Source organism: Streptomyces sp. NPDC045022 (genome assembly GCF_056432605.1).
This window is the reverse complement of sequence record NZ_JBWKIR010000013.1, coordinates 181249-199666: the sequence shown is the minus strand read 5'-3', so window position 1 is coordinate 199666 and position 18418 is coordinate 181249. Positions and strand designations below refer to the sequence as shown.

General features: G+C 72.3%; 23 protein-coding genes. 9 read left to right on the top strand and 14 right to left on the bottom strand.

The window, feature by feature from the left end; all coding sequences use genetic code 11:
- Nucleotides 1-84 precede the first annotated feature (84 nt).
- Both AC07C1_RS24120 and AC07C1_RS24115 read right to left on the bottom strand, forming a co-directional pair.
- Nucleotides 85-285, bottom strand: a complete 201-nt coding sequence (locus AC07C1_RS24120; protein ID WP_478942048.1) for a ferredoxin — start codon at nucleotides 283-285, stop codon at nucleotides 85-87.
- Nucleotides 286-297: 12 nt separating this feature from the next.
- Nucleotides 298-1527 carry a cytochrome P450 gene (locus AC07C1_RS24115; RefSeq protein ID WP_478942046.1) on the bottom strand — a complete coding sequence of 410 codons (1230 nt, stop codon included), beginning with the start codon at nucleotides 1525-1527 and terminating at the stop codon, nucleotides 298-300.
- A 282-nt stretch (nucleotides 1528-1809) separates the two neighbouring features.
- Between AC07C1_RS24115 and AC07C1_RS24110 the strand changes: the two genes are divergently transcribed.
- On the top strand, nucleotides 1810-2259 hold the full coding sequence (locus AC07C1_RS24110; RefSeq protein ID WP_478942044.1) for a nitroreductase family deazaflavin-dependent oxidoreductase: 450 nt from the start codon (nucleotides 1810-1812) through the stop codon (nucleotides 2257-2259).
- Between the two features lie 81 nt (nucleotides 2260-2340).
- Here AC07C1_RS24110 and AC07C1_RS24105 read toward each other — a convergent pair whose 3' ends face one another.
- Nucleotides 2341-3438 (bottom strand): cation diffusion facilitator family transporter, encoded by a 1098-nt coding sequence (locus AC07C1_RS24105; protein ID WP_478942042.1) that lies wholly within the window; start codon nucleotides 3436-3438, stop codon nucleotides 2341-2343.
- Nucleotides 3439-3536: 98 nt separating this feature from the next.
- Here AC07C1_RS24105 and AC07C1_RS24100 point away from each other — a divergent pair, with 98 nt between their 5' ends.
- Nucleotides 3537-4553 carry a glutathione S-transferase family protein gene (locus AC07C1_RS24100; protein WP_478942040.1) on the top strand — a complete coding sequence of 339 codons (1017 nt, stop codon included), beginning with the start codon at nucleotides 3537-3539 and terminating at the stop codon, nucleotides 4551-4553.
- Between the two features lie 28 nt (nucleotides 4554-4581).
- Nucleotides 4582-4884, top strand: a complete 303-nt coding sequence (locus AC07C1_RS24095; protein WP_478942038.1) for a DUF4235 domain-containing protein — start codon at nucleotides 4582-4584, stop codon at nucleotides 4882-4884.
- 92 nt (nucleotides 4885-4976) lie between these two features.
- On the opposite strand, the gene AC07C1_RS24090 is transcribed toward AC07C1_RS24095, so the two are convergent.
- Both AC07C1_RS24090 and AC07C1_RS24085 read right to left on the bottom strand, forming a co-directional pair.
- Nucleotides 4977-5369 carry a VOC family protein gene (locus AC07C1_RS24090; protein ID WP_478942036.1) on the bottom strand — a complete coding sequence of 131 codons (393 nt, stop codon included), beginning with the start codon at nucleotides 5367-5369 and terminating at the stop codon, nucleotides 4977-4979.
- 52 nt (nucleotides 5370-5421) lie between these two features.
- Nucleotides 5422-5886, bottom strand: a complete 465-nt coding sequence (locus tag AC07C1_RS24085) for a pyridoxamine 5'-phosphate oxidase family protein (protein ID WP_478942034.1) — start codon at nucleotides 5884-5886, stop codon at nucleotides 5422-5424.
- 260 nt (nucleotides 5887-6146) lie between these two features.
- Between AC07C1_RS24085 and AC07C1_RS24080 the strand changes: the two genes are divergently transcribed.
- Entirely contained in the window at nucleotides 6147-7772 is a 1626-nt protein-coding gene (locus tag AC07C1_RS24080) for an amidohydrolase (protein ID WP_478942032.1), read from the top strand.
- A 48-nt stretch (nucleotides 7773-7820) separates the two neighbouring features.
- Here AC07C1_RS24080 and AC07C1_RS24075 read toward each other — a convergent pair whose 3' ends face one another.
- Nucleotides 7821-8789: a GlxA family transcriptional regulator gene (locus AC07C1_RS24075; protein WP_478942030.1), complete on the bottom strand. Its 969-nt coding sequence runs from the start codon at nucleotides 8787-8789 to the stop codon at nucleotides 7821-7823.
- Nucleotides 8790-8860: 71 nt separating this feature from the next.
- Between AC07C1_RS24075 and AC07C1_RS24070 the strand changes: the two genes are divergently transcribed.
- Nucleotides 8861-9811, top strand: a complete 951-nt coding sequence (locus AC07C1_RS24070; RefSeq protein WP_478942028.1) for an NADP-dependent oxidoreductase — start codon at nucleotides 8861-8863, stop codon at nucleotides 9809-9811.
- A 160-nt stretch (nucleotides 9812-9971) separates the two neighbouring features.
- A complete protein-coding gene (locus tag AC07C1_RS24065) occupies nucleotides 9972-10352 on the top strand; it encodes an anti-sigma factor antagonist (RefSeq protein WP_478942026.1) in 381 nt (126 codons plus the stop codon).
- Between the two features lie 44 nt (nucleotides 10353-10396).
- Here the strand turns inward: AC07C1_RS24065 and AC07C1_RS24060 are convergent, their stop codons facing one another.
- Nucleotides 10397-11341, bottom strand: a complete 945-nt coding sequence (locus tag AC07C1_RS24060; RefSeq protein ID WP_478942024.1) for a ribose-phosphate diphosphokinase — start codon at nucleotides 11339-11341, stop codon at nucleotides 10397-10399.
- 179 nt (nucleotides 11342-11520) lie between these two features.
- Between AC07C1_RS24060 and AC07C1_RS24055 the strand changes: the two genes are divergently transcribed.
- The gene (locus AC07C1_RS24055; RefSeq protein ID WP_478942022.1) at nucleotides 11521-12171 is read left to right on the top strand and encodes a DUF4230 domain-containing protein; all 651 of its coding nucleotides are present in this window, start codon (nucleotides 11521-11523) and stop codon (nucleotides 12169-12171) included.
- Nucleotides 12172-12222: 51 nt separating this feature from the next.
- Here the strand turns inward: AC07C1_RS24055 and AC07C1_RS24050 are convergent, their stop codons facing one another.
- Genes AC07C1_RS24050 through AC07C1_RS24025 form a run of 6 tightly spaced genes read right to left on the bottom strand, consistent with a single transcriptional unit; the run spans nucleotide 12223 to nucleotide 16009 of the window.
- Nucleotides 12223-13980: a complex I subunit 5 family protein gene (locus AC07C1_RS24050; protein ID WP_478942020.1), complete on the bottom strand. Its 1758-nt coding sequence runs from the start codon at nucleotides 13978-13980 to the stop codon at nucleotides 12223-12225.
- Nucleotides 13980-14327 (bottom strand): sodium:proton antiporter, encoded by a 348-nt coding sequence (locus AC07C1_RS24045; RefSeq protein ID WP_478942101.1) that lies wholly within the window; start codon nucleotides 14325-14327, stop codon nucleotides 13980-13982. The genes AC07C1_RS24050 and AC07C1_RS24045 overlap by 1 nt, the downstream gene beginning before the upstream one ends.
- 10 nt (nucleotides 14328-14337) lie before the next feature.
- Nucleotides 14338-15075, bottom strand: a complete 738-nt coding sequence (locus AC07C1_RS24040; RefSeq protein ID WP_478942018.1) for an MnhB domain-containing protein — start codon at nucleotides 15073-15075, stop codon at nucleotides 14338-14340.
- The gene (locus AC07C1_RS24035) at nucleotides 15072-15332 is read right to left on the bottom strand and encodes a Na(+)/H(+) antiporter subunit B (RefSeq protein ID WP_478942017.1); all 261 of its coding nucleotides are present in this window, start codon (nucleotides 15330-15332) and stop codon (nucleotides 15072-15074) included. Before AC07C1_RS24035 ends, AC07C1_RS24040 begins: the two co-directional genes overlap by 4 nt.
- Before the next feature lie 33 nt (nucleotides 15333-15365).
- Nucleotides 15366-15818, bottom strand: coding sequence for an MrpF/PhaF family protein (locus AC07C1_RS24030; protein ID WP_478942015.1), 453 nt, complete (start codon nucleotides 15816-15818; stop codon nucleotides 15366-15368).
- The gene (locus AC07C1_RS24025; protein WP_478942013.1) at nucleotides 15815-16009 is read right to left on the bottom strand and encodes a hypothetical protein; all 195 of its coding nucleotides are present in this window, start codon (nucleotides 16007-16009) and stop codon (nucleotides 15815-15817) included. The genes AC07C1_RS24030 and AC07C1_RS24025 overlap by 4 nt, the downstream gene beginning before the upstream one ends.
- Nucleotides 16010-16252: 243 nt before the next feature.
- Between AC07C1_RS24025 and AC07C1_RS24020 the strand changes: the two genes are divergently transcribed.
- Together AC07C1_RS24020 and AC07C1_RS24015 are read left to right on the top strand one after the other, a co-directional pair.
- Nucleotides 16253-16810 carry a VanZ family protein gene (locus AC07C1_RS24020; RefSeq protein ID WP_478942012.1) on the top strand — a complete coding sequence of 186 codons (558 nt, stop codon included), beginning with the start codon at nucleotides 16253-16255 and terminating at the stop codon, nucleotides 16808-16810.
- 94 nt (nucleotides 16811-16904) lie between these two features.
- Nucleotides 16905-18137: an RICIN domain-containing protein gene (locus AC07C1_RS24015; protein WP_478942010.1), complete on the top strand. Its 1233-nt coding sequence runs from the start codon at nucleotides 16905-16907 to the stop codon at nucleotides 18135-18137.
- A gap of 9 nt (nucleotides 18138-18146) precedes the next feature.
- Here the strand turns inward: AC07C1_RS24015 and AC07C1_RS24010 are convergent, their stop codons facing one another.
- A complete protein-coding gene (locus AC07C1_RS24010) occupies nucleotides 18147-18392 on the bottom strand; it encodes a hypothetical protein (protein WP_478942008.1) in 246 nt (81 codons plus the stop codon).
- Between the last annotated feature and the right edge of the window lie 26 nt (nucleotides 18393-18418).

The following is an 18418-nucleotide window of genomic DNA, read 5'->3' as shown; positions in this document are numbered from 1 at the left end:
ACGGTCGTACAGTCGGCTCGTCCTCGGCGCAGACGACCGGCCTACGACCGGTCTCGGCCGCCCGGGCCGACGCCTCCGGTGCCGTCAGCCGCCGGACTCGCGCAGGCTGATGGCGCTCACCGGGCAGGCCTGCGCCGCCACACGGACCATCGGGTCACCGGCACCGTCCTCGCGGCCCGGGAGCAGGGTGCTGTAGCCGTCGTCGTCCTGGGTGAAGACGTCCGGCGCGGCCAGCGCGCACTGGCCGGCGCCGATACAGACGTCCTTGTCGATGTCGATATGCATGAGCAGAGCCTCTTACCAGGTCACGGGGAGTTCCAGCATTCCCTGGACCGTGTCGCCGGGTTTGCAGGGAATCTCCTCGGCCGGGGCGGCCAGCCGCAGCCCGGGCAGGCGCGCGAGCAGGCTCCCGAGGGCGATCTCGAGTTCCGCTCGGGCCAGGTTCTGGCCCAGGCACTGGTGGATGCCGAAGCCGAACGCCAGGTGGTGGCGGGCGGAGCGGTGGAAGTCCAGGGTGTCGGGGTCCTCGTAGAGGGAAGCGTCGCGGTTGATCACCGAGGTCGCGAAGAGCACTCCCTCGCCGGCCCGGATCGTGGTGCCGGCGACCTCGATGTCCTCCAGGGCGACGCGCTGCAGTCCCTCCGCGATGGACAGCATCCGCAGCAGTTCCTCGACGGCGGCGGGCAGCAGCGCCGGGTCGGCGCGCAACTCGGCCAGCCGCTCGGGGTGCCGCAGCAGCGTGTAGGTGCCGAGGGAGATCATGTTGGCGGTCGTCTCGTGGCCGGCGACCAGCAGGATGATGGCGAGCGCCACGAGTTCCTCGCGGTCCACCGTGCCGTCGCGGAACTGATGACGGACGAGGTCGTCGAGGATGCCCTCGCCCGGCTCGGCGTCCTTCGCCTTCTGGTCGATTAGCCCGCCGAGGTACTCCGCCAGCCGGTTACGGGCTTCCTGGTTGTCCGCGGGCGACGGGCCGCGCAGCAGTCTGCGGGACTGCTCCTCGAAGAACTCGTGGTCGGCGTACGGCACTCCGAGCAGACCGCAGATCACCATCGACGGTACGGGCAGCGCGAAGGCGGAGACCAGCTCGGCGGGCGGCCCCTGCGCGATCATCGCGTCCAGCCGCCCGTCCACGGTCCGCTGGATCAAGGGCCGCAGCTCGGCCGCGCGCTTGAGGGTGAACGACGGGACCATCATCCGCCGCTGCCGGTGGTGCTCCGGGTCGTCCACCCCGAGCAGGGCCACCCGCCGGCGGCGCATGGCGGCGAAGGCGGGCGTGAGACCGGGGAAACCGGGACGGCCGCGGTCGGTGGACAGGCGGGGGTCGGCCAGCAACGTGCGGGCGGTGGCGTGCGCGGTGACCACCCACGCCTCCTGGCCGTCGTAGAGAGTGACGCGGGACAGGGCCCGTCCGTCGCGCAGCGGGTCGTATCCGGCGGGCGGGTCGTAGGGACAGGTGCGGTCCTGGGGGAAGGCGACGGTGCCGGCCGGGGGCACCGGGCCGGAAGTGTCCGTCAGTTCCGTCATGGAAAGTCCTCGCAGCCGAAGAGGTACGTCGTGCCGATCTTCATTAGATGCCCCGGCGTACGGTCGCTTCGGTGATCGACGCGATGTGGCCGAAGAAAGAAGGTCACGGGAAGGGAAACCGGCCAGACCGTCCCGGACGGTGAGGAACGGCGGTCCGGGCGGTGTGACCGGGAGGTGATCAGCCGATCGGCCGAAGCGATCCGCGGTTCGGATGATTCGTGCGGCCACCGGCGTTGAGCCCGGTGACAGACAGCCGCTGTACCGACGAAGGAGACGGAGCCCATGCCTCTTGAGGGCGAGTACGAGCCCAGCCCGACACAGTGGGTGCGCGAGCAGGTCGAGCTGTACGAGAGCTCGGGCGGGACGAAGGGGACGACGCTGCTCGACACCGGTCTGCCGGTGATCGTCCTCACCACGCGGGGCGCGAAGAGCGGGAAGATCCGCAAGACGCCGCTGATGCGGGTGGAGCACGAGGGGGCGTACGCGGTGGTCGCCTCGCAGGGCGGGGCACCCAGGCATCCGGTCTGGTACTTCAACGTCAAGGGCGATCCGCGGGTCGAGCTGCAGGACGGCCCGGTCAAACGGGACATGCGGGCCCGTGAGGTCACCGGCGCGGAGAAGGCCGAGTGGTGGGAGCGGGCCGTGGCGGCGTATCCGCCGTACGCCGACTACCAGGAGAAGACCGAGCGGGAGATTCCCGTGTTCGTGCTGGAGCCCCTCGACGAGAGCTGAATTCCGGCCCGGGACCGGATCCTTCCGGAAGAAATCCCTTCCGGTGGTGTGTGAAGCCGGCCCCGGGGGGGCACCCGAGCGTCAGGCCCCGCCGCGCTCCCCCGTCGCGGCGGGGCTCTCCTGTGCCTCGCCCGCCGGCCGGTCGGTCACGTCGAGGAAGATCTGGTCCGCGTCGGGGAACGTCCGGGCCAGGGAGCGCTTGATGCGTACGGCGACTTCCTCGATCCGTTCGCTGTCCAGGCCGGGCATCAGGTCGATACGCGCGGCCACCAGGGTGGAGTCGAGGCCCATCTTCATCGTGAGCAGCGCCTCCACGCTGTCGATCTCCGGCTGTGCCTCGAGCAGCGACCGGATCCTGCCGCTCAGCTCCGGGTCGGCGGCCTCGCCGATGAGCTGGTCCCGGGCCTCGCGGCCGAGCCGGTAGGCGACGTACACCAGCAGCCCGCCGATCGCCAGCGAGGCGGACGCCTCCCACACCACCTGCCCGGTGACCATGTGCAGGGCCATACCGACCAGGGCGAGGGTGACACCCAGCACCGCCGTGCCGTCCTCGGCGACCACGGTGCGCAGCGCCGGGTCGCGCAGGCCACCGAGCCCGCCCTGCCGGCGCACCTGGTGCAGGGCACGCAGCAGCGAGACGCCCTCGGCCACCAGTGCCACGCCGAGCACGATCAGACCCGCCACATAACCGCTGAACGTCTCCTCGGTCTGCTCGCGGAGTGCCTCGAAGCCCTGGAAGAAGGAGAAGCAGCCGCCCATGACGAAGATGCCGACGGCGGCGAGGAGGGACCAGAAGAAGCGCTCCTTGCCGTAGCCGAAGGGGTGCCGTGCGTCGGCGGGGCGGCGGCTGCGGCGCAGTGCGGCCAGCAGGAACACCTCGTTGAGGCTGTCGGCGACGGAGTGCGCGGCCTCCGACATGAGCGCGGGCGAGCCGGCGAGGACGCCGCCGACGCCCTTGGCGGCGGCGATCACCAGATTGGCGGCCAGCGCCACGAGGACGGTGACCTTGGTGTGCTGGTCGGCCGTCGAGTGGTCCGGCCGGCTCGTCTCCGCGGCCGCCGGGCCGTCGGCCGGCGCCGTCGGCGTCCCGTCGTCCGCCCCGGGGTCGCGCGTGTGTGGCGCGCCGCTGCTCTCGGCCGTCTGTGCGGCCGTCTCCCGTCCTGAGGATGTCCCGCTCATTCATCGGCGACTGCCCCCGACCGTGCGTCTCACACCGTGCGGGCGGCGGAAAACGGGGAACGCGTTGCCCGGAGCCCTTCGGCCGGCGAGGAGGAGAAATGAGCGGCGACGGCAACAGGGCCTACGGCCACAAGAGGTTCAACCGGTCCAGGAGCCACTTCCAGGACCGCGTCACCGCCGACGGCCGGGACGGCTGGCCGGTGGCGGCGGGCCGATACCGGCTGGTGGTCTCCCGTGCCTGTCCCTGGGCGAGCCGGGCCGTGATCTCGCGCCGGCTGCTGGGTCTGGAGGAGGCCTTGCCGATGGCGGTCGCCGACCCGATCCAGGACGACCGCAGCTGGCGGTTCACCCTGGACCCGGACGGCCGGGACCCGGTGCTCGGCATCCGGTTCCTGAGCGAGGCGTACGACCGCCGGGAGACGGACTACCCGGGCGGGGTGAGCGTGCCCGCGGTCGTGGACGTCCCCAGTGGGCGGCTGGTCACCAACGACTACCAGCAGCTCACCCTGGACCTGGCCACCGAGTGGGCGGCCCTGCACCGCGCCGGCGCGCCCGACCTCTACCCGGCCGAAAGGCGCGAGGAGATCGACCGGGTGATGGCCGAGGTCTACGAGGACGTGAACAACGGCGTGTACCGGGCCGGGTTCGCCACGCGGCAGAAGGAGTACGAGGAGGCGTGCGAGGCGGTGTTCCGGCGGCTGGAACTGCTCGCCGAGCGGCTGGCCGGACAGCGGTATCTGGTCGGCGACGGCATCACCGAGGCGGACGTGCGGCTCTTCACCACGCTGGTCCGGTTCGACGCCGTCTACCACGGTCACTTCAAGTGCAACCGCTGGAAGCTGGCCGAGAACCCGGTGCTGTGGGCGTACGCCAGGGACCTGTTCCAGACACCCGGGTTCGGCGACACCGTCGACTTCGACCACATCAAGCGGCACTACTACCAGGTGCACACCGGCATCAACCCCACCGGCATCGTGCCCCTCGGCCCGGATCTCGGCGGCTGGCTGAGCCCGCACCACCGCGCGGAGCTGGGCGGCCGGCCCTTCGGCGACGGTACACCGCCGGGACCGGTGCCTCCCGGCGAACGAGTGGCCCCGCAGGGACGCCCGGCATGAGCGACGCGTGACGAGGAAGGAGTCACACATGGCCAAGAACAAGAAGAAGAAGCTCCCACTCGTCTACCAGCCGGTCGGATTCGTGCTCAGCTGGGCGGGCGGCGCGCTGGCAGGCATGGCCTTCCGCAAGGCGTGGATGGCGATCCGGCACGAGGAGGACGCGCCCGACGCCCTGGACCCGGACCGCGGCTGGGGTGAGGTCCTGCTCGCCGCGGCGGTCCAGGGCGCGATCTTCGCGGTGGTGCGCAGCGCCGTGGACCGCACCGGCGCCAAGGCCATCGCCCGGTCGACGGGTGTATGGCCCGCCTCCGACAAGGGCGGCCGGGACTGAGCCCCGGGAAGTGAGCCCCAGGGGGTGTCCTCCGGGTCGGGCAGGCGGGACGCCGTCGCTCCCGCCGGCCTGATCCGGAAGGCAAGCCCTGGCTAGCCCTGCTTGGGAGCCCTCGTGGGGGTCAGGCGCAGGGTGAAGGAGTGACCGGCGGGGTCGGCGTATCCGCGTTCCTCGTACGGCCCCGCCGCGTCCCTCGTCTCGATCGGCCGGCCGCCGAGCCCCACCACCCGGCGCTCGGCCTCGTCCAAGTCCTCGACCAGGAAGTCGAGATGCGCCTGGAGGGAGTTCTCCGGGCGCGGCCAGCTGGGCGGGGTCGCGTTGACGTCCCGGCGGAAGCCCAGCCGGATGCCGTCGGCGCCCCGGATCTCCACCAGGTTGGCGGAGGCCTCCGTCAGTTCGCCTTCCAGCAACTCCTTGTAGAACGCGGCGAGTTTCTCGGGCTCGGCGCAGTCCAGCACCACGACGCCCGCTTTCACCAGTGCCATGCTTCCTCCCGGGGGTTCTCCTCTCCCCTGCGGATATCCCGGGCCACCGGATTCAGTCGGCGGGCAGCCACTCCCCGTCGCGCATCAGCTCCCGTCCCCGCAGCTCGTTCGCCTCGCGCCAGGCCTGGACGCGTTGCGGAGTGATGCTGAAGTACAGGTAGCGGGTGGCGAGTCGGCGCGGGTCGAAGCCGGTCTTCCCGGCGAACACCTCGGCGTCCTCCTCGGGCAGGTCCTCCGGGGTCACGGCCCGGACGGTGCCTTCGACGATGACGACGTCCCGGGTGGGGCCGATGCCGAGGCGGGCGGTGCCGGTGGCCACGAGGTTGCGGCCGGTGGGGCTCTCGGCGGGGGTGGCGATCAGCAGGGTGGAACCGTCCCACACGAAGGACAGCGGGACGAGATAGGGGGCACCGCCGTCGGGGCCGGCGGTGGCGACCCAGGCGTCGACGTCGTGCTCCAGCCGGTGGAGGGTGTCCTTCTTGCGCTGTTCGGCGGTGCGGGCGGGCGCTGTGGTCATGTCGTACGGCCTCCTGGTCGTCGGTACCACGGGTATGACACGGGGACGCCGTCCAGTGTGACGGGCAGTGATCGGTACCGGCCCGGATCTCGCCGAGGCGTGTCCGCGGGGTGAGCCGGGACCGTACGCTCAGGCCGGTGATCCAGGGGCGGCTCGCCGTCGTACGCGCGCGCATGTCACCGTACTGTCGCGGCGGCGAGGGCCGACGGCGACCGCCGGCAGCTCCGCCCGCCTCCGACCGACCACCCACGAAAGGCACCATGCACGCCGACCTCCTCTTCACCGGCGGCCCCGTCCTCACTCCCGAGGGCCGCACCGCGACCTCCGTGGCCGTCACCGGCGACCGGATCACGGCCGTCGGCCACGCCGAGGTGCGTGAACTCGCCGGGCCCCGCACCGAGACGGTCGACCTCGCCGGCCGGCTGCTGCTGCCGGGCTTTCAGGACGCCCACGTCCATCCGGTGCCGGCCGGGCTCGAAATGTCCAGGTGCGATCTGACCGGCACGACATCGGCCGCGGAGACCGTGGCCGCCGTACGCGCGTATGCCGACGCCCATCCCGAGCGGGAGTGGATCCTCGGTGGCGGTTGGTCGATGGAGGCGTTCGCGGGCGGTACCCCGACGAAGGAACTGCTGGACGCGGTGGTGCCGGACCGGCCGGTGTACCTGCCGAACCGGGACCACCACGGCGCCTGGGTCAACAGCCGGGCGCTGGAGCTGGCCGGCATCGACCGGGACACGCCCGACCCGGCCGACGGGCGCATCGAGCGGGAGGCCTCCGGCGCGCCCGCCGGCACCTTGCAGGAGGGCGCGATGCAGCTGGTCGGCCGGCTGGCCCCGCCCGCCACGGCGGCCGACCGGCTGGCCGCGCTGCTGCACGCCCAGCGGCACCTGCACGCGCTCGGCATCACCGCCTGGCAGGACGCGCTGGTCGGGGACTTCCTCGGCATGGACGATCCGGCGCAGGCGTACCTCACCGCCGCCGAGGACGGCTCGCTCACCGCCCGGGTGGTGGGGGCGCTGTGGTGGGACCGGGAGCGTGGGGCGGAGCAGATCCCCGAACTGGTGGAGAAGCGGGCCGCGTCCAGCCGCGGCCGGTTCCGGGCGGGCACGGTGAAGCTGATGCTGGACGGCGTCGCCGAGAACCACACGGCCGCCCTGCTCGAGCCGTATCTCGACCGGTGCGGCTGCGCCACGGCCAACGACGGCAAGAGCTTCCTCGATCCGGCGCAACTGCCGCGATTCGTCACCGAGTTGGACGCACGCGGCTTCCAGTGCCACTTCCACGCGCTGGGCGACCGGGCCGTGCGTGACGCGCTGGACGCGATCGAGGCGGCCCGCGCGGCCAACGGGCCGAGCGACACCCGGCCGCACCTCGCACACCTCCAGGTCGTCCACCCGGACGACGTGCCCCGGTTCGCCGGGCTCGGCGCCACGGCGAACATCCAGCCGCTGTGGGCCGCGCACGAGCCGCAGATGGACGAGCTGACGATTCCGTTCCTCGGACCCGAACGGGCCGCCCGGCAGTACCCGTTCGGGGCGCTGCTGCGCTCCGGGGCGCGACTCGCGGCGGGCAGCGACTGGCCGGTGAGCAGCCCCGATCCGCTCCAGGGCATCCATGTCGCGGTCAACCGGATCGAACCGGGCGGCGCCGGGCCGGTGTTCCTGCCCGCCGAGCGGCTCGGTCTCGCGGAGGCGCTGACGGCGTACACGGCCGGGTCGGCGTATGTGAACCACCTCGACGACGGCGGCCGGGTGGCCGTCGGGGCGCTCGCCGACCTGGTGGTCCTGGACCGCGACCCGTTCACCGGGCCGCCGGAGGCCATCGCGGAGACGACCGTGGCGCTCACCTACGTCGGGGGCGAGCGGGTGTACGCCGCGCGGTGACGGCAGCCGTCCTGGCGGGTGCGCGAGGGCCCGGCCTCCACGGGGTGTTCAGCGGGCCCGCTGGAACGTTCTCCGGTACGTCTGCGGGGAGACGCCGATCGCCGCGTGCAGGTGCTGGCGCAGCGAGGCGCCGGTGGCGAAGCCGACCTCTCCGGCGATCCGGTCCACGGGCAGGTCGCTGGACTCGAGCAGGTGCCGGGCACGGGCCACGCGCTGCTGGATCAGCCAGCGGCCGGGGCTGAGGCCGACCTCGTCGTTGAAGCGACGGGCGAAGGTGCGCAGGCTCATCCGGGCGTGTCCGGCGAGGTCGGCCAGGGTGAGCGGCTCGTCCAGCCGCTCCAGGGCCCAGGCTCGGGTCTCCGCCGTACTCGCGGCGCCGCTGACCGGGATCGGCTGCTCGATGTACTGGGCCTGGCCGCCGTCCCGGAACGGGGGGACAACACAGCGGCGGGCGACGGCGTTGGCCAGCTCACTGCCGTGGTCGGTGCGCACGATGTGCAGGCAGATGTCGACACCGGAGGCGGCGCCGGCCGAGGTGAGGACGCGGCCGTCGTCGACGAAGAGGACGTCCGGGTCGAGGTCGACCAGCGGGAACCGGCGGCGGAACAGATCGGCGACCTGCCAGTGCGTGGTCGCCCTGCGGCCGTCCAGCAGGCCGGCCGCGGCCAGGACGAAGGCGGCCGTGCAGATGGAGACGATCCGGGCGTCCGGGCGGATACGGGCGAGCGCGGCGGCCACGTCGTCGGGCAGCTCGGTGGGGATGAAGGCGGTTGCCACGGAGGCGACGACGACCGTGTCGGCGGTCTCCAGGATGTCGGGGCCGTGCGCGACGCCGACGGTGAAGTCGGCGTTGGTGCGCACCGGCCGGCCGTCGACGGTGCAGGTCAGCACCTCGTAGTGACCGTCGGCCGCGCCGAGGATGCGGCTGGGGATGCCCAGCTCGAAGGGGTAGACGCCGTCGAGGGCGAGGACGACCACCCGCTCCGGGCGACGGGTGAGCAGCTGCATATCAGGCATGGCACGATTCTATCGAAGGTTGGCAATCATGCCATTTCCCGGGCGCGCGGAGCCCGGCAGGCTGGGTGACCATGAGCGATGTGAACACGATGCGAGCCATCAGCCAGGACGTCCTCGGCGGTCCCGAGGTCCTGAAGGAAGTACAGGTGCGGCGGCCGGCGCCGGGCCCGAACGAGGTGCTGGTCCGGGTGCGGGCCGCCGGGGTGAACCCCACCGACTGGAAGCACCGGGCCACCGGCGGGTTCCTGGGCGAACCGCCGTTCGTCCTCGGCTGGGACGTCTCGGGCGAGGTCGCCGAGACCGGGATCGGCGTGGCCGCCTTCCAGCCCGGCGACGAGGTCTTCGGCATGCTGCCCTACCCCTTCGGCCACGGCTCGCACGCCGAGTACGTGATCGCCCCGGTCCGTGCCCTCACGCACAAGCCGGACTCGATCGACCACACCCAGGCGGCCGCGCTGCCGCTGGTCTCCCTGACCGCCTGGCAGGCGCTGACCGAGCACGCGGACGTGCGGCCCGGACAGCGGGTGCTGATCCACGCGGCGGCCGGTGGGGTCGGGCACGTGGCCGTGCAGATCGCCAAGGCGCGTGGCGCGTACGTGATCGGCACGGCGAGCGCGGGCAAGCACGACTTCCTGCGGGAGATCGGCGTGGACGAGCCCATCGACTACCGCTCCACCGACGTCACCGAGGCGGTGCGGGACGTGGACGTCGTCCTGGACACGCTCGGCGGGGAGACCTCCGTGCGGTCCCTGCGGGTGCTGCGGCCGGGCGGTGTCGTGGTGTCGATCCTGCCGGTCGGCTCCCAGGAGTTCCACGAGGAGGCCGAGCGGCTCGGCGTCCGGGCGGTGCGCATGCTGGTCGACGCCGACCGCGCCGGGATGCGGGCGGTGGCCGAGCTGGCGGAGTCCGGGAAGCTGACGGCGACGATCGCCGGGACGTTCGCGCTGGCCGACGCCGCGAAGGCGCACGAGCTGGGCGACACCGGGCGCACGACGGGCAAGCTGGTGCTGCTGGTCGACTGACCGGATCCGGACGGTGCACGGGCCGTTCACCCGGCCCGTGCCACGACACGCCGCAACCTCGAAGACATATGTCAACCGAACATGCTCAAATTCCTTCCATCGAGGGTAACTTGACGATCGGGGAACCGATGTCAGGGCGCGGGTGGGAGGTGAAGCCGTCGTGCGAGACGAGCCCGTTCCGCGCACCCGGCATTTACGGGTGCACGAGCACCACGGCTACACGGTGCTGGAGTTCCGGGGCGAGATCGACATCGCCGCGGCGGCGGAGATCGGCCCCGTCCTGGACCGGATCACCCAGCGCCCCGGCGCCCGGGTCGTGATCGATCTGCGGCCGGTGGAGTTCTTCGACTGCTCGGGGCTGCGGCTGCTCCACCGGGCCCGCGCCCGGATCCTGGAGCGCGGTGGCCGGCTGCATCTGGTGTGCACCCACCCGCTGACCCTGCGCGTCCTCCGGGTGACCGGCCTCGCCCGGCTGCTGCCGCCGCACCCGACACCGGACGCGGCCCTGGCCGAGGCCGAGGCCGCGTCCGGCACGCTGTGACACCGGGCCCGTGACGATCCGGGTGACCTGGCCGGCCCGTCGCGCTACGACTCCTCGAACAGGGCGCTGACGGACTCACCGTTGTGGATCCGCCGTACGGCCTCGGCGAGCGCCGGGGCGATGGACAGGACGCGGAGCTTGTCGGTGTGGTCGTCCGCGGGGATCGGCACGGTGTTGGTGCACACGATCTCCAGGACGTCCGGCTGCTCGCTCAGCCGCTTGAGGGCGCCGGCCGCGAAGAGCCCGTGCGTGCAGGCCACCCGGATCGACCGCGACTCCGACTCCCGCAACCGGTCCAGGAGTTCAAGGACGGTGCTGCCCTTGGCGATCTCGTCGTCCAGCACGATGACGTCCCGTCCGGTGACGTCGCCGATGACGTTGCTGATGGTCACCCGGTCGTCCGCGTACCGCTGCTTGGCGCCGGCCGCCACCCGGGCACCGATCCGCCGGGCGAAGGCGGCGGCCTCCTTGGCGTTGCCGAGGTCCGGGGAGACGACCGTCGTGTGCGAGAGGTCGTACTGCCGGAAGTGCGCGGCCAGTTCGCGCAGGGCGTGCAGGTGGTCCACCGGCACCGAGAAGAAGCCGTGCACCTGCGGGGAGTGCAGCGTCATGGTGAGGACCCGGCTCGCGCCCGCCGCCACCAGTAGGTCGGCGACCAGCCGTCCGCCGAGGGAGATGCGCGGAGCGTCCTTCTTGTCGGAGCGGGCGTAGGAGTAGTGCGGCATGACGACGGTGATCCGGGCCGCCGAGGCGCCCCGGGCCGCGTCGCACATCAGCAGCAGCTCCACCAGGTGCTCCTGCACGGGTCTGACCAGCGGCTGGATCAGGAAGACGTCCCGCTGCCGGCAGTTGGCCTGAAGCTGCGCCTCGAGGCAGTCGTTGGCGAACCTGCTCACGCGGGTCGGGCTGAGCGGCACCCCGAGGTGCGCGCAGACCTCGCGGGCCAGGTCGGGGTGGGCGCTACCGCTGAAGACGGCGATGTCTCGCACGATCCGCTCCTCGCATGATCGGCACCGGCTGGATCGTCATGCTACTGGCGGCAGACCGCCACCGGGCCCAGGGCCGGCGGCGATCAGGTCATGTACGTCATGGACGCCCATTCGGCCGACGCACCGGTCTGCCACGGCGGTGGGCGGGCATTCGGACAGCAGGAAGGAGGACCGTCACGATGACGACTTCCGTCAGGCACCTGCCCGGCTGGGCCAAGGCCGTGGCCGCGCTCGTCCTGGTGCTCGCCGTGCTGTTCGCCGGGATCCGGCTGGCCGTGCTGCCGGGCATCAAGGACCTGTTCGGCACCGAGACACACGACCGTTCCGGACCCGCGCTCCTCAAGTCCATCCAGGACATGAGCCGTTACAACGCGGCTTCGGGCAACTTCCAGGTCGTCGTGGACCTGGACAAGGACGCGAAGTTCCTGCCCGACGCCATCCGGGGGACCCGTACCCTGTACGTCGGCGCGGGCACCGTGGACGCCTATGTCGACCTGGGCCGGCTCGGCGAGCGGGACGTGCGGGTCAACGGCGACCGTACGTCCGCCACGCTCCGGCTGCCGCACGCGCGGCTCGGCAAGCCGGCCCTCGACCCCGACCACTCCTACGCCGTGTCCAAGCAGCGCGGGCTGCTGGACCGGCTCGGCGATCTGTTCTCGGACAACCCCAACAGCGAGCAGGCCGTGCAGAAGCTCGCCGTCCGGCACATCGGCGACGCGGCCAGGAGCAGCGGGCTGACCGCCCGCGCCGAGACGAACACCACCGGAATGCTGCAGGGCCTGCTGCGCTCCCTCGGCTTCAAGGAGGTGCACATCGACTACGGCCCCTGAGCAGGCACCGGGGCCCCGATCAACCCGCCCCTGAGCGGGCCCGGGCCCCGATCAGCCGCCCAGCACCCCCGGCAGCACCAGCGCCCCCAGCACCGTGGCGCCGGCCAGCAGCCAGGCCACGTAGTCGCCGACGTGGCCGGACTGCAGGCGGCGCAGGGGCGCGGCCCAGTCGGGGGCGGCCACCCAGCGCGGGCGGGTCACGGCGAGACCGGCGAGGGTCGCGGCCAGCACGGTGGAGGCGACCCCCAGCAGAACGCCGTGCGGCGTCCAGTGGACGGAGGCGTGGGCGCCGCCCGAGCCCGCCTCGTTGACCGAGCGGGCCACCAGATCGCCGAATCCGGGGGCCACTCCGACGGCGAGGGCGCCGGCGAGCAGCACCGCGGGCACCGTCGTCATGGTGTCCGGGATCCGGCGCAGCAGACCGCCGGTCTCGGGTTTCTCGTCGGAGCCGCTGGTCTCGAACTCGGCGTCCTGCGGGCGCGGGCCGAGCCCGAGGAACACGCGTGCGGTGACCCGCAGGACGGCGCCCGCGGTGATCGCGGAGGCGGTCACGTACACCGCGGTGAGCGGGCCGCCGACCGCCTCCTCGGTGACCGACTTGCCGAGCGCGGTGCCGAACGGCGGCAGGCCCGCGAGCCCGAGGGCGCCGACGGCGAACATCACCCCGGTGGCGTGGAGCGGGCGGGCCCGGCCGTGCAGCGCGTGCTCGTCGACACTGCCGTACCGGTCGAGCAGCACGCCGGCGCAGGCGAACAGCGCGGCCTTCACGCCGGCGTGCCCGAGGAGGTAGAGGGCGATTCCGTCGTCTCCCTCGGGGGTGAGGACGCCGAGGCCGATGAGGAAGAGCCCGGTGTGGGCGACGGTGGAGTAGGCGAGCAGCCGTTTGATGTGGCGCTGGTACCAGCACATGACGGCGCCGATCGCGGCCGTGAGGGTGCCGAGCGTCACCAGGGCCCGGGTCAGGTCGGCGGCGGGGATGCCGCCGGGGCCGGCGAAGACGGTGCCGTACACGCGCCAGGCGCCGTAGGCGCCGAGTTCGACCATGACGCCGGAGAGCAGCATGCACACCGGGGTGGGGGCGACGGCGTGCGCGTCCGGGAGCCAGAAGTGGAAGGGCACCGCGGCCGCCTTCACCAGCAGGCCGGTCAGGACGAGCACGAAGGAGGCGAGGACGAGGGCGTCCGGTCCGCCGTGCGCGTCGAGTCCGCGCCCGATCTTCGACATGGCCAGTTCGCCGGTACGGGCGTACAGCAGGCCGATGCCCATCAGCATGGCGTACGCGCCGAGGGAGTTGACGACGCCGAAGGTCAGCGCGCCCTGGACGGCCTTGGCCTCGTCGATGCGGTAGCCGGTCAGGGCGTAGGCCACCACGCTCATCAGCTCGAAGAACACGAACGCGTTGAACAGGTCACCGGCGATGGCGAATCCGCACATGGCGCCCTGGAAGACCAGCATCAGCGCGGTGAACGTGCCGGAGCCGCCCTGCGGGGGTTCGTCGAAGTAGCGCCAGGAGTAGGCGAGGGCGGCGAGGGTCAGCAGCGAGACCAGCGCGGCCATGCCGAGCGAGGCGCCGTCCCCGACCACGACGATGCCGACGCTCTCGCCGCCGACGGGCAGCCAGCCGCCGACCCATTCGACCATCGGCGGTGAGGAGCCCAGCAGCAGCACGAGCGCGAGGGCGGCCGTACCGCCGGAGACCACGAAGCCGGTGATCTCGACGGCGATCCGGGGCAGCCGGCGGCCGGTGGCCACCAGCAGGGCGGCTCCGAGCAGCGGGATCGCGACAAGCAGCGGGAGCAGATGGTGCATCAGCCGCGCAGCTCCCGGAGTTGGTCGGGGTCGACCGTGCCGTGCCGCTTGGCGATCTGCAGGACCAGGGCGAGCAGTAGCGCGGTGACGGTGGCGCCGACGACGATGTCGGTGAGGGTGAGGGCCTGCACCACCGGGTCGACCACCGGCCGGGAGCCGGGCTCGAGGTCGGAGAAGACGGGCGCGGTCGCGCCGTCGCGGTAGCCGACCGCCAGCAGCAGGACGTAGGTGGCGGACTGGCAGACCGCGAGGCAGCCGACGGCGTGGATGAGGTTGCGGCTGGTGGCGAGGCCGTAGCAGCCCGTCAGGAAGACGTAGGCCGCGATCAGGTAGGGAAGGATGTGCATCACGGTGTTCTCAACTCCCTTGCTCCTCCTCGATCTCGACGGCCTGGTCGAGGAAGTTGGCGAGCAGGACGACGACCGCGCTCGCCACTTCCACGCCGACGGCCGCGTTCAGCAGGGGGACGGCGCCGCCGGAGGCCAGGGTGTTGAAGGTGCCGTGCGGCAGCAGTGTGCTGGACAGGAACGCGGTGCCGGCGAGGATTCCGGCGAAGCCCAGCACGAGGTAGGAGGAGACGGCGAGCGCGTCGGAGGTCACGTAGACGGCGAGCGGGCGGACGCGTTCCAGCGCCCGGTAGTCGGCGCCGAGGTAGAGCAGGTGCAGGGCGGTCGCGGCGACGACTCCGCCCTGGAATCCGCCACCGGGGCTGAGCTGGCCGTGGGCGATGACGTACAGGCCGGTGACCAGGGCGACGGGCAGCACGATCAGCGCGTAGCGGCGCACCGGCCGGGCCACGTCGGCGGGTTCGGGCGGGGACCGGTGCTCGTCGCGGGCCTGGCGCAGCAGCACCACGCAGCCGAGGACGGCGGCGAACAGGATGCTCATCTCGCCGAGGGTGTCGTAGGCGCGCTGGTCGAAGTTGACGGAGGCGATCGTGTTGGCGGTGTGCCGGTCGAGGGAGGCGTGGACGGCCCGTTCGCCGTACGGGTGCGACCCGCCGCCGAAGTCGGGCAGGTCGAGGCAGGCGGCGACGAGCAGGGCGGCCAGGCCCGCGCCGCCGACGGCCAGCAGCCACAGCCGCAGCCGGTTCACTTCTCGCCCTCCTTCGAGCGGCCACGGCGTCTGATCTTGCGGACCGACAGCATGATCAGCAGCGGGGTCAGCGCGGAGCCGACGGCCAGCTGGGACAGGGCGACGTCCGGGGCCTGGAGGACGGTGAACAGCACGGCCAGGACGATCCCGAGCACGGACAGCACGAGTGCCTGGCGGGCGGGGTCGCGCTGGGCCACGGCGGCGGTGGCGGAGGCGGCCACCAGCAGCAGGACGACGACGATCAGGGCATCGGCCATGCCGCACCCCCGTCGAAGCCGGCCGGTACCGCGTCAGCCACCGCGCACCCCCTGGAAGCCGCCCGACAGCGCCCGTGCGGCGATCACGTTGCCGCCGATCAGCAGGGCGCCGATCACCAGGAGCTTCAGCATCGCCCGGCCCGGCCCGGTGGCCACGCACAGCGCGACCACGACGACCGCGCCCAGCCCGGCGGCGGCCCAGGTCAGCGCCCAGGCGCTCGGCCGGTCACGCTCCGGCTCGCCGGACAGGAGCCGGGCGAAGACGAGGGTGCCGACCGGGCCGAGCAGGGCGAGCAGCAGAGCCAGGTCGACGTAGGACGGGCGGCCGTAGCCCTGGGACAGGAGCAGCAGGGCGGGACACACGACGGAGGTGGTCAGGTTCTGGGCGATCACCCGGCGGGCGGCAGGACCGGTGGTCACGCCCCACAGGGTGGCCGCCCCTCCCCCGCCCAGCTCGATGGTCGCGGCGAGGATCCAGCCGTTCACCGCCAGGTCACCGCCCGCCGGCCGGCCCGGGCCAGAGTCGCGCCCACGGCGGCACAGCTCGCGCCGACGATCCGCTCCAGGGTGTCGACCGTCGTGATGAGCACCAGCCAGAGCAGCGCCAGTCCGGCCCACCAGGCCAGGAGTTCACCGACGGCGAGGAGGACCGTGCGCGGGGCCGTCCGCCGGGTCATCCGCCACCTCCTCGGTCCACTTTGCACACCTGTGCGGGTCTTCGTCCCCTGCGCCGCTCGAGGCATCCAAGCACCGCCGGGCCCGTGGCGGGGCGGCGGCACGCTGGTCCGCATCCGGAGTGCCCCGGGAGCGTGAACGGAAACCGGCGGTGCGCGCCCGGGGCCGCCCGGGTCGGCGGCATCCCGGGGCGAGGGGCGGGTAATCGCCTTGAGACTCCCGGAAGTTCATGACTGGAGGATCGAATGGCCCGCACCGTCCCGCACCTGCCCGCCGTCTTGCGCGCTCCCAGGAAGCGGGAGCGGGCCGAGGAGACGAGTCCGCCGGCCGCCCGGCACGCGCTGCCCCTGCCCGTCCGGCTGCTGGCGATGACGGTCGCCTTCGCCTTCATGGTGGCGTTCGCCGTGATCCTGGCCCGGATCACGCTGCAACCGTCCCCCGCCTCGGTGCGGCTGACGCACAGCAATCTGCACCCTGGCCGTTCCCTGTGGGCCTATGTCGAGCAGGGGCAGTTCCGGGACACGGTCAAGCAGATCGGCGGGAACGTACTCCTCGGTGTGCCGTTCGGGGTACTGGTGCCGGTCCTCGCCCCGCGCGCCCGGGGGGTGCTGCGGGTGCTGGCGCTCACGGCGCTCGTGATGCTGATGGTGGAGCTGGCGCAGGGTGCGCTGGTCACCGGGCGGGCCTTCGACATCGACGATGTCATCCTCAACACCACGGGGGCGCTGCTGGGTTGGCTGCTCCTGGGGCGGCGGCTCGGGCGCGGGGTGCATCGGCGCGTGCGCCGGCCGTCGACTGATTGATCGTCAGGAATAGGTACGGACCAGGGTATTGACGCCCCCTTATCTCACTTCTTAAATCAAGAGGCATCTCACCCCCCACGCCGAACGGAGAGCCATGGCCTCCCCACGTCTGCTCCGCAGATGTCTCCTCGCCGCCCTGTCCGCCGCGCTGATCGGCTCCGCCGCCGTCGGCCCGGCACGGGCCCAGACCACCGCCCCGGCGGCCGCCGCCGTCACCACCTTCTCCGACAGCTTCGACGGGCCCGCGGGCGCCGCGGTCGACGGTTCGAAATGGACGCTGGAGACCGGTGACAACGTCAACAACCACGAGCGGCAGTACTACACCTCGGGGACGAAGAACGCGGCCCTGGACGGCCAGGGCCACCTGGTGATCACGGCCCGGAAGGAGAACCCGGCCGGCTACCAGTGCTGGTACGGCAGCTGCCAGTACACCTCCGCCCGGCTGAACACCGCCGGGAAGTTCACCGCGCAGTACGGCCATGTCGAGGCCCGGATGAAGATCCCGCGGGGGCAGGGCATGTGGCCGGCGTTCTGGATGCTCGGCACGCCGGTCAACTGGCCGGACTCGGGCGAGATCGACGTGATGGAGAACGTGGGTTTCGAACCCTCCGCCGTGCACGGCACCATCCACGGTCCTGGCTACTCCGGCTCGGGCGGCATAGGCGCCGGCTACTCGCTGCCGAACGGCCAGGCCTTCGCCGACGCCTTCCACACCTTCGCCGTCGACTGGGCGCCCGACTCGATCACCTGGTCGGTGGACGGGAACGTCTACCAGCGGCGCACGCCCGCCGACCTGGGCGGGAAGACGTGGGTGTTCAACAAGCCGTTCTTCCTCATCCTGAACCTCGCGGTCGGCGGCTACTGGCCCGGCGACCCGGACGGCTCCACCCGGTTCCCGCAGCAGTTGGTGGTCGACTCGGTGTCCGTGACGACCGGCGGCAGCGCGGCCGGGGTCCCCGTCCGGGGCCTCGCCGGCAAATGCGTGGACGTGGCCGGCGCGAATCCCGCGAACGGCACCCCGGTCCAGCTCTACGACTGCAACGGCTCCGCCGCGCAGGCCTGGACGGTCGGCTCGGACGGCACGCTCCGGGCGCTCGGCAAGTGCCTGGACGTCAGGGAAAACGGCACCGCGGACGGCTCGGCCGTCCATCTGTGGGACTGCACCGGCGGCCCCAACCAGAAGTGGACCGTCACCGGGGCGCACGACATCGTCAATCCGCAGGCCGACAAGTGCCTCGACGTCACCGGGAACAACTCGGCCAACGGGACGCGGCTGCAGCTCTGGACCTGCACGGGCGGCGCCAACCAGAAATGGACGGCCGGCTGAGCCATCGGCTCAGCGCGGCCTCCACGTGTACTTGTCGCCGCCCACGAAGCGGACCACGTCCGGGTCGTCCAGATCATGGATGGTGATGCCGTAGGAGGCGGCCGCCTGCAGCACGTCGGTGACGGTCCTGGCCTCCCCCACCACCTGACCGTCGATCTCCATGATCCGGAAGGGCGGCTCGCCATGGCGGCCCTGGCACACGCCGAGCACCAGGACCCGCGGATGGGACATGTGGGGGACTGCTTGTTCGGTCATGCAATTCAGCGTAGAACGCAACCCGG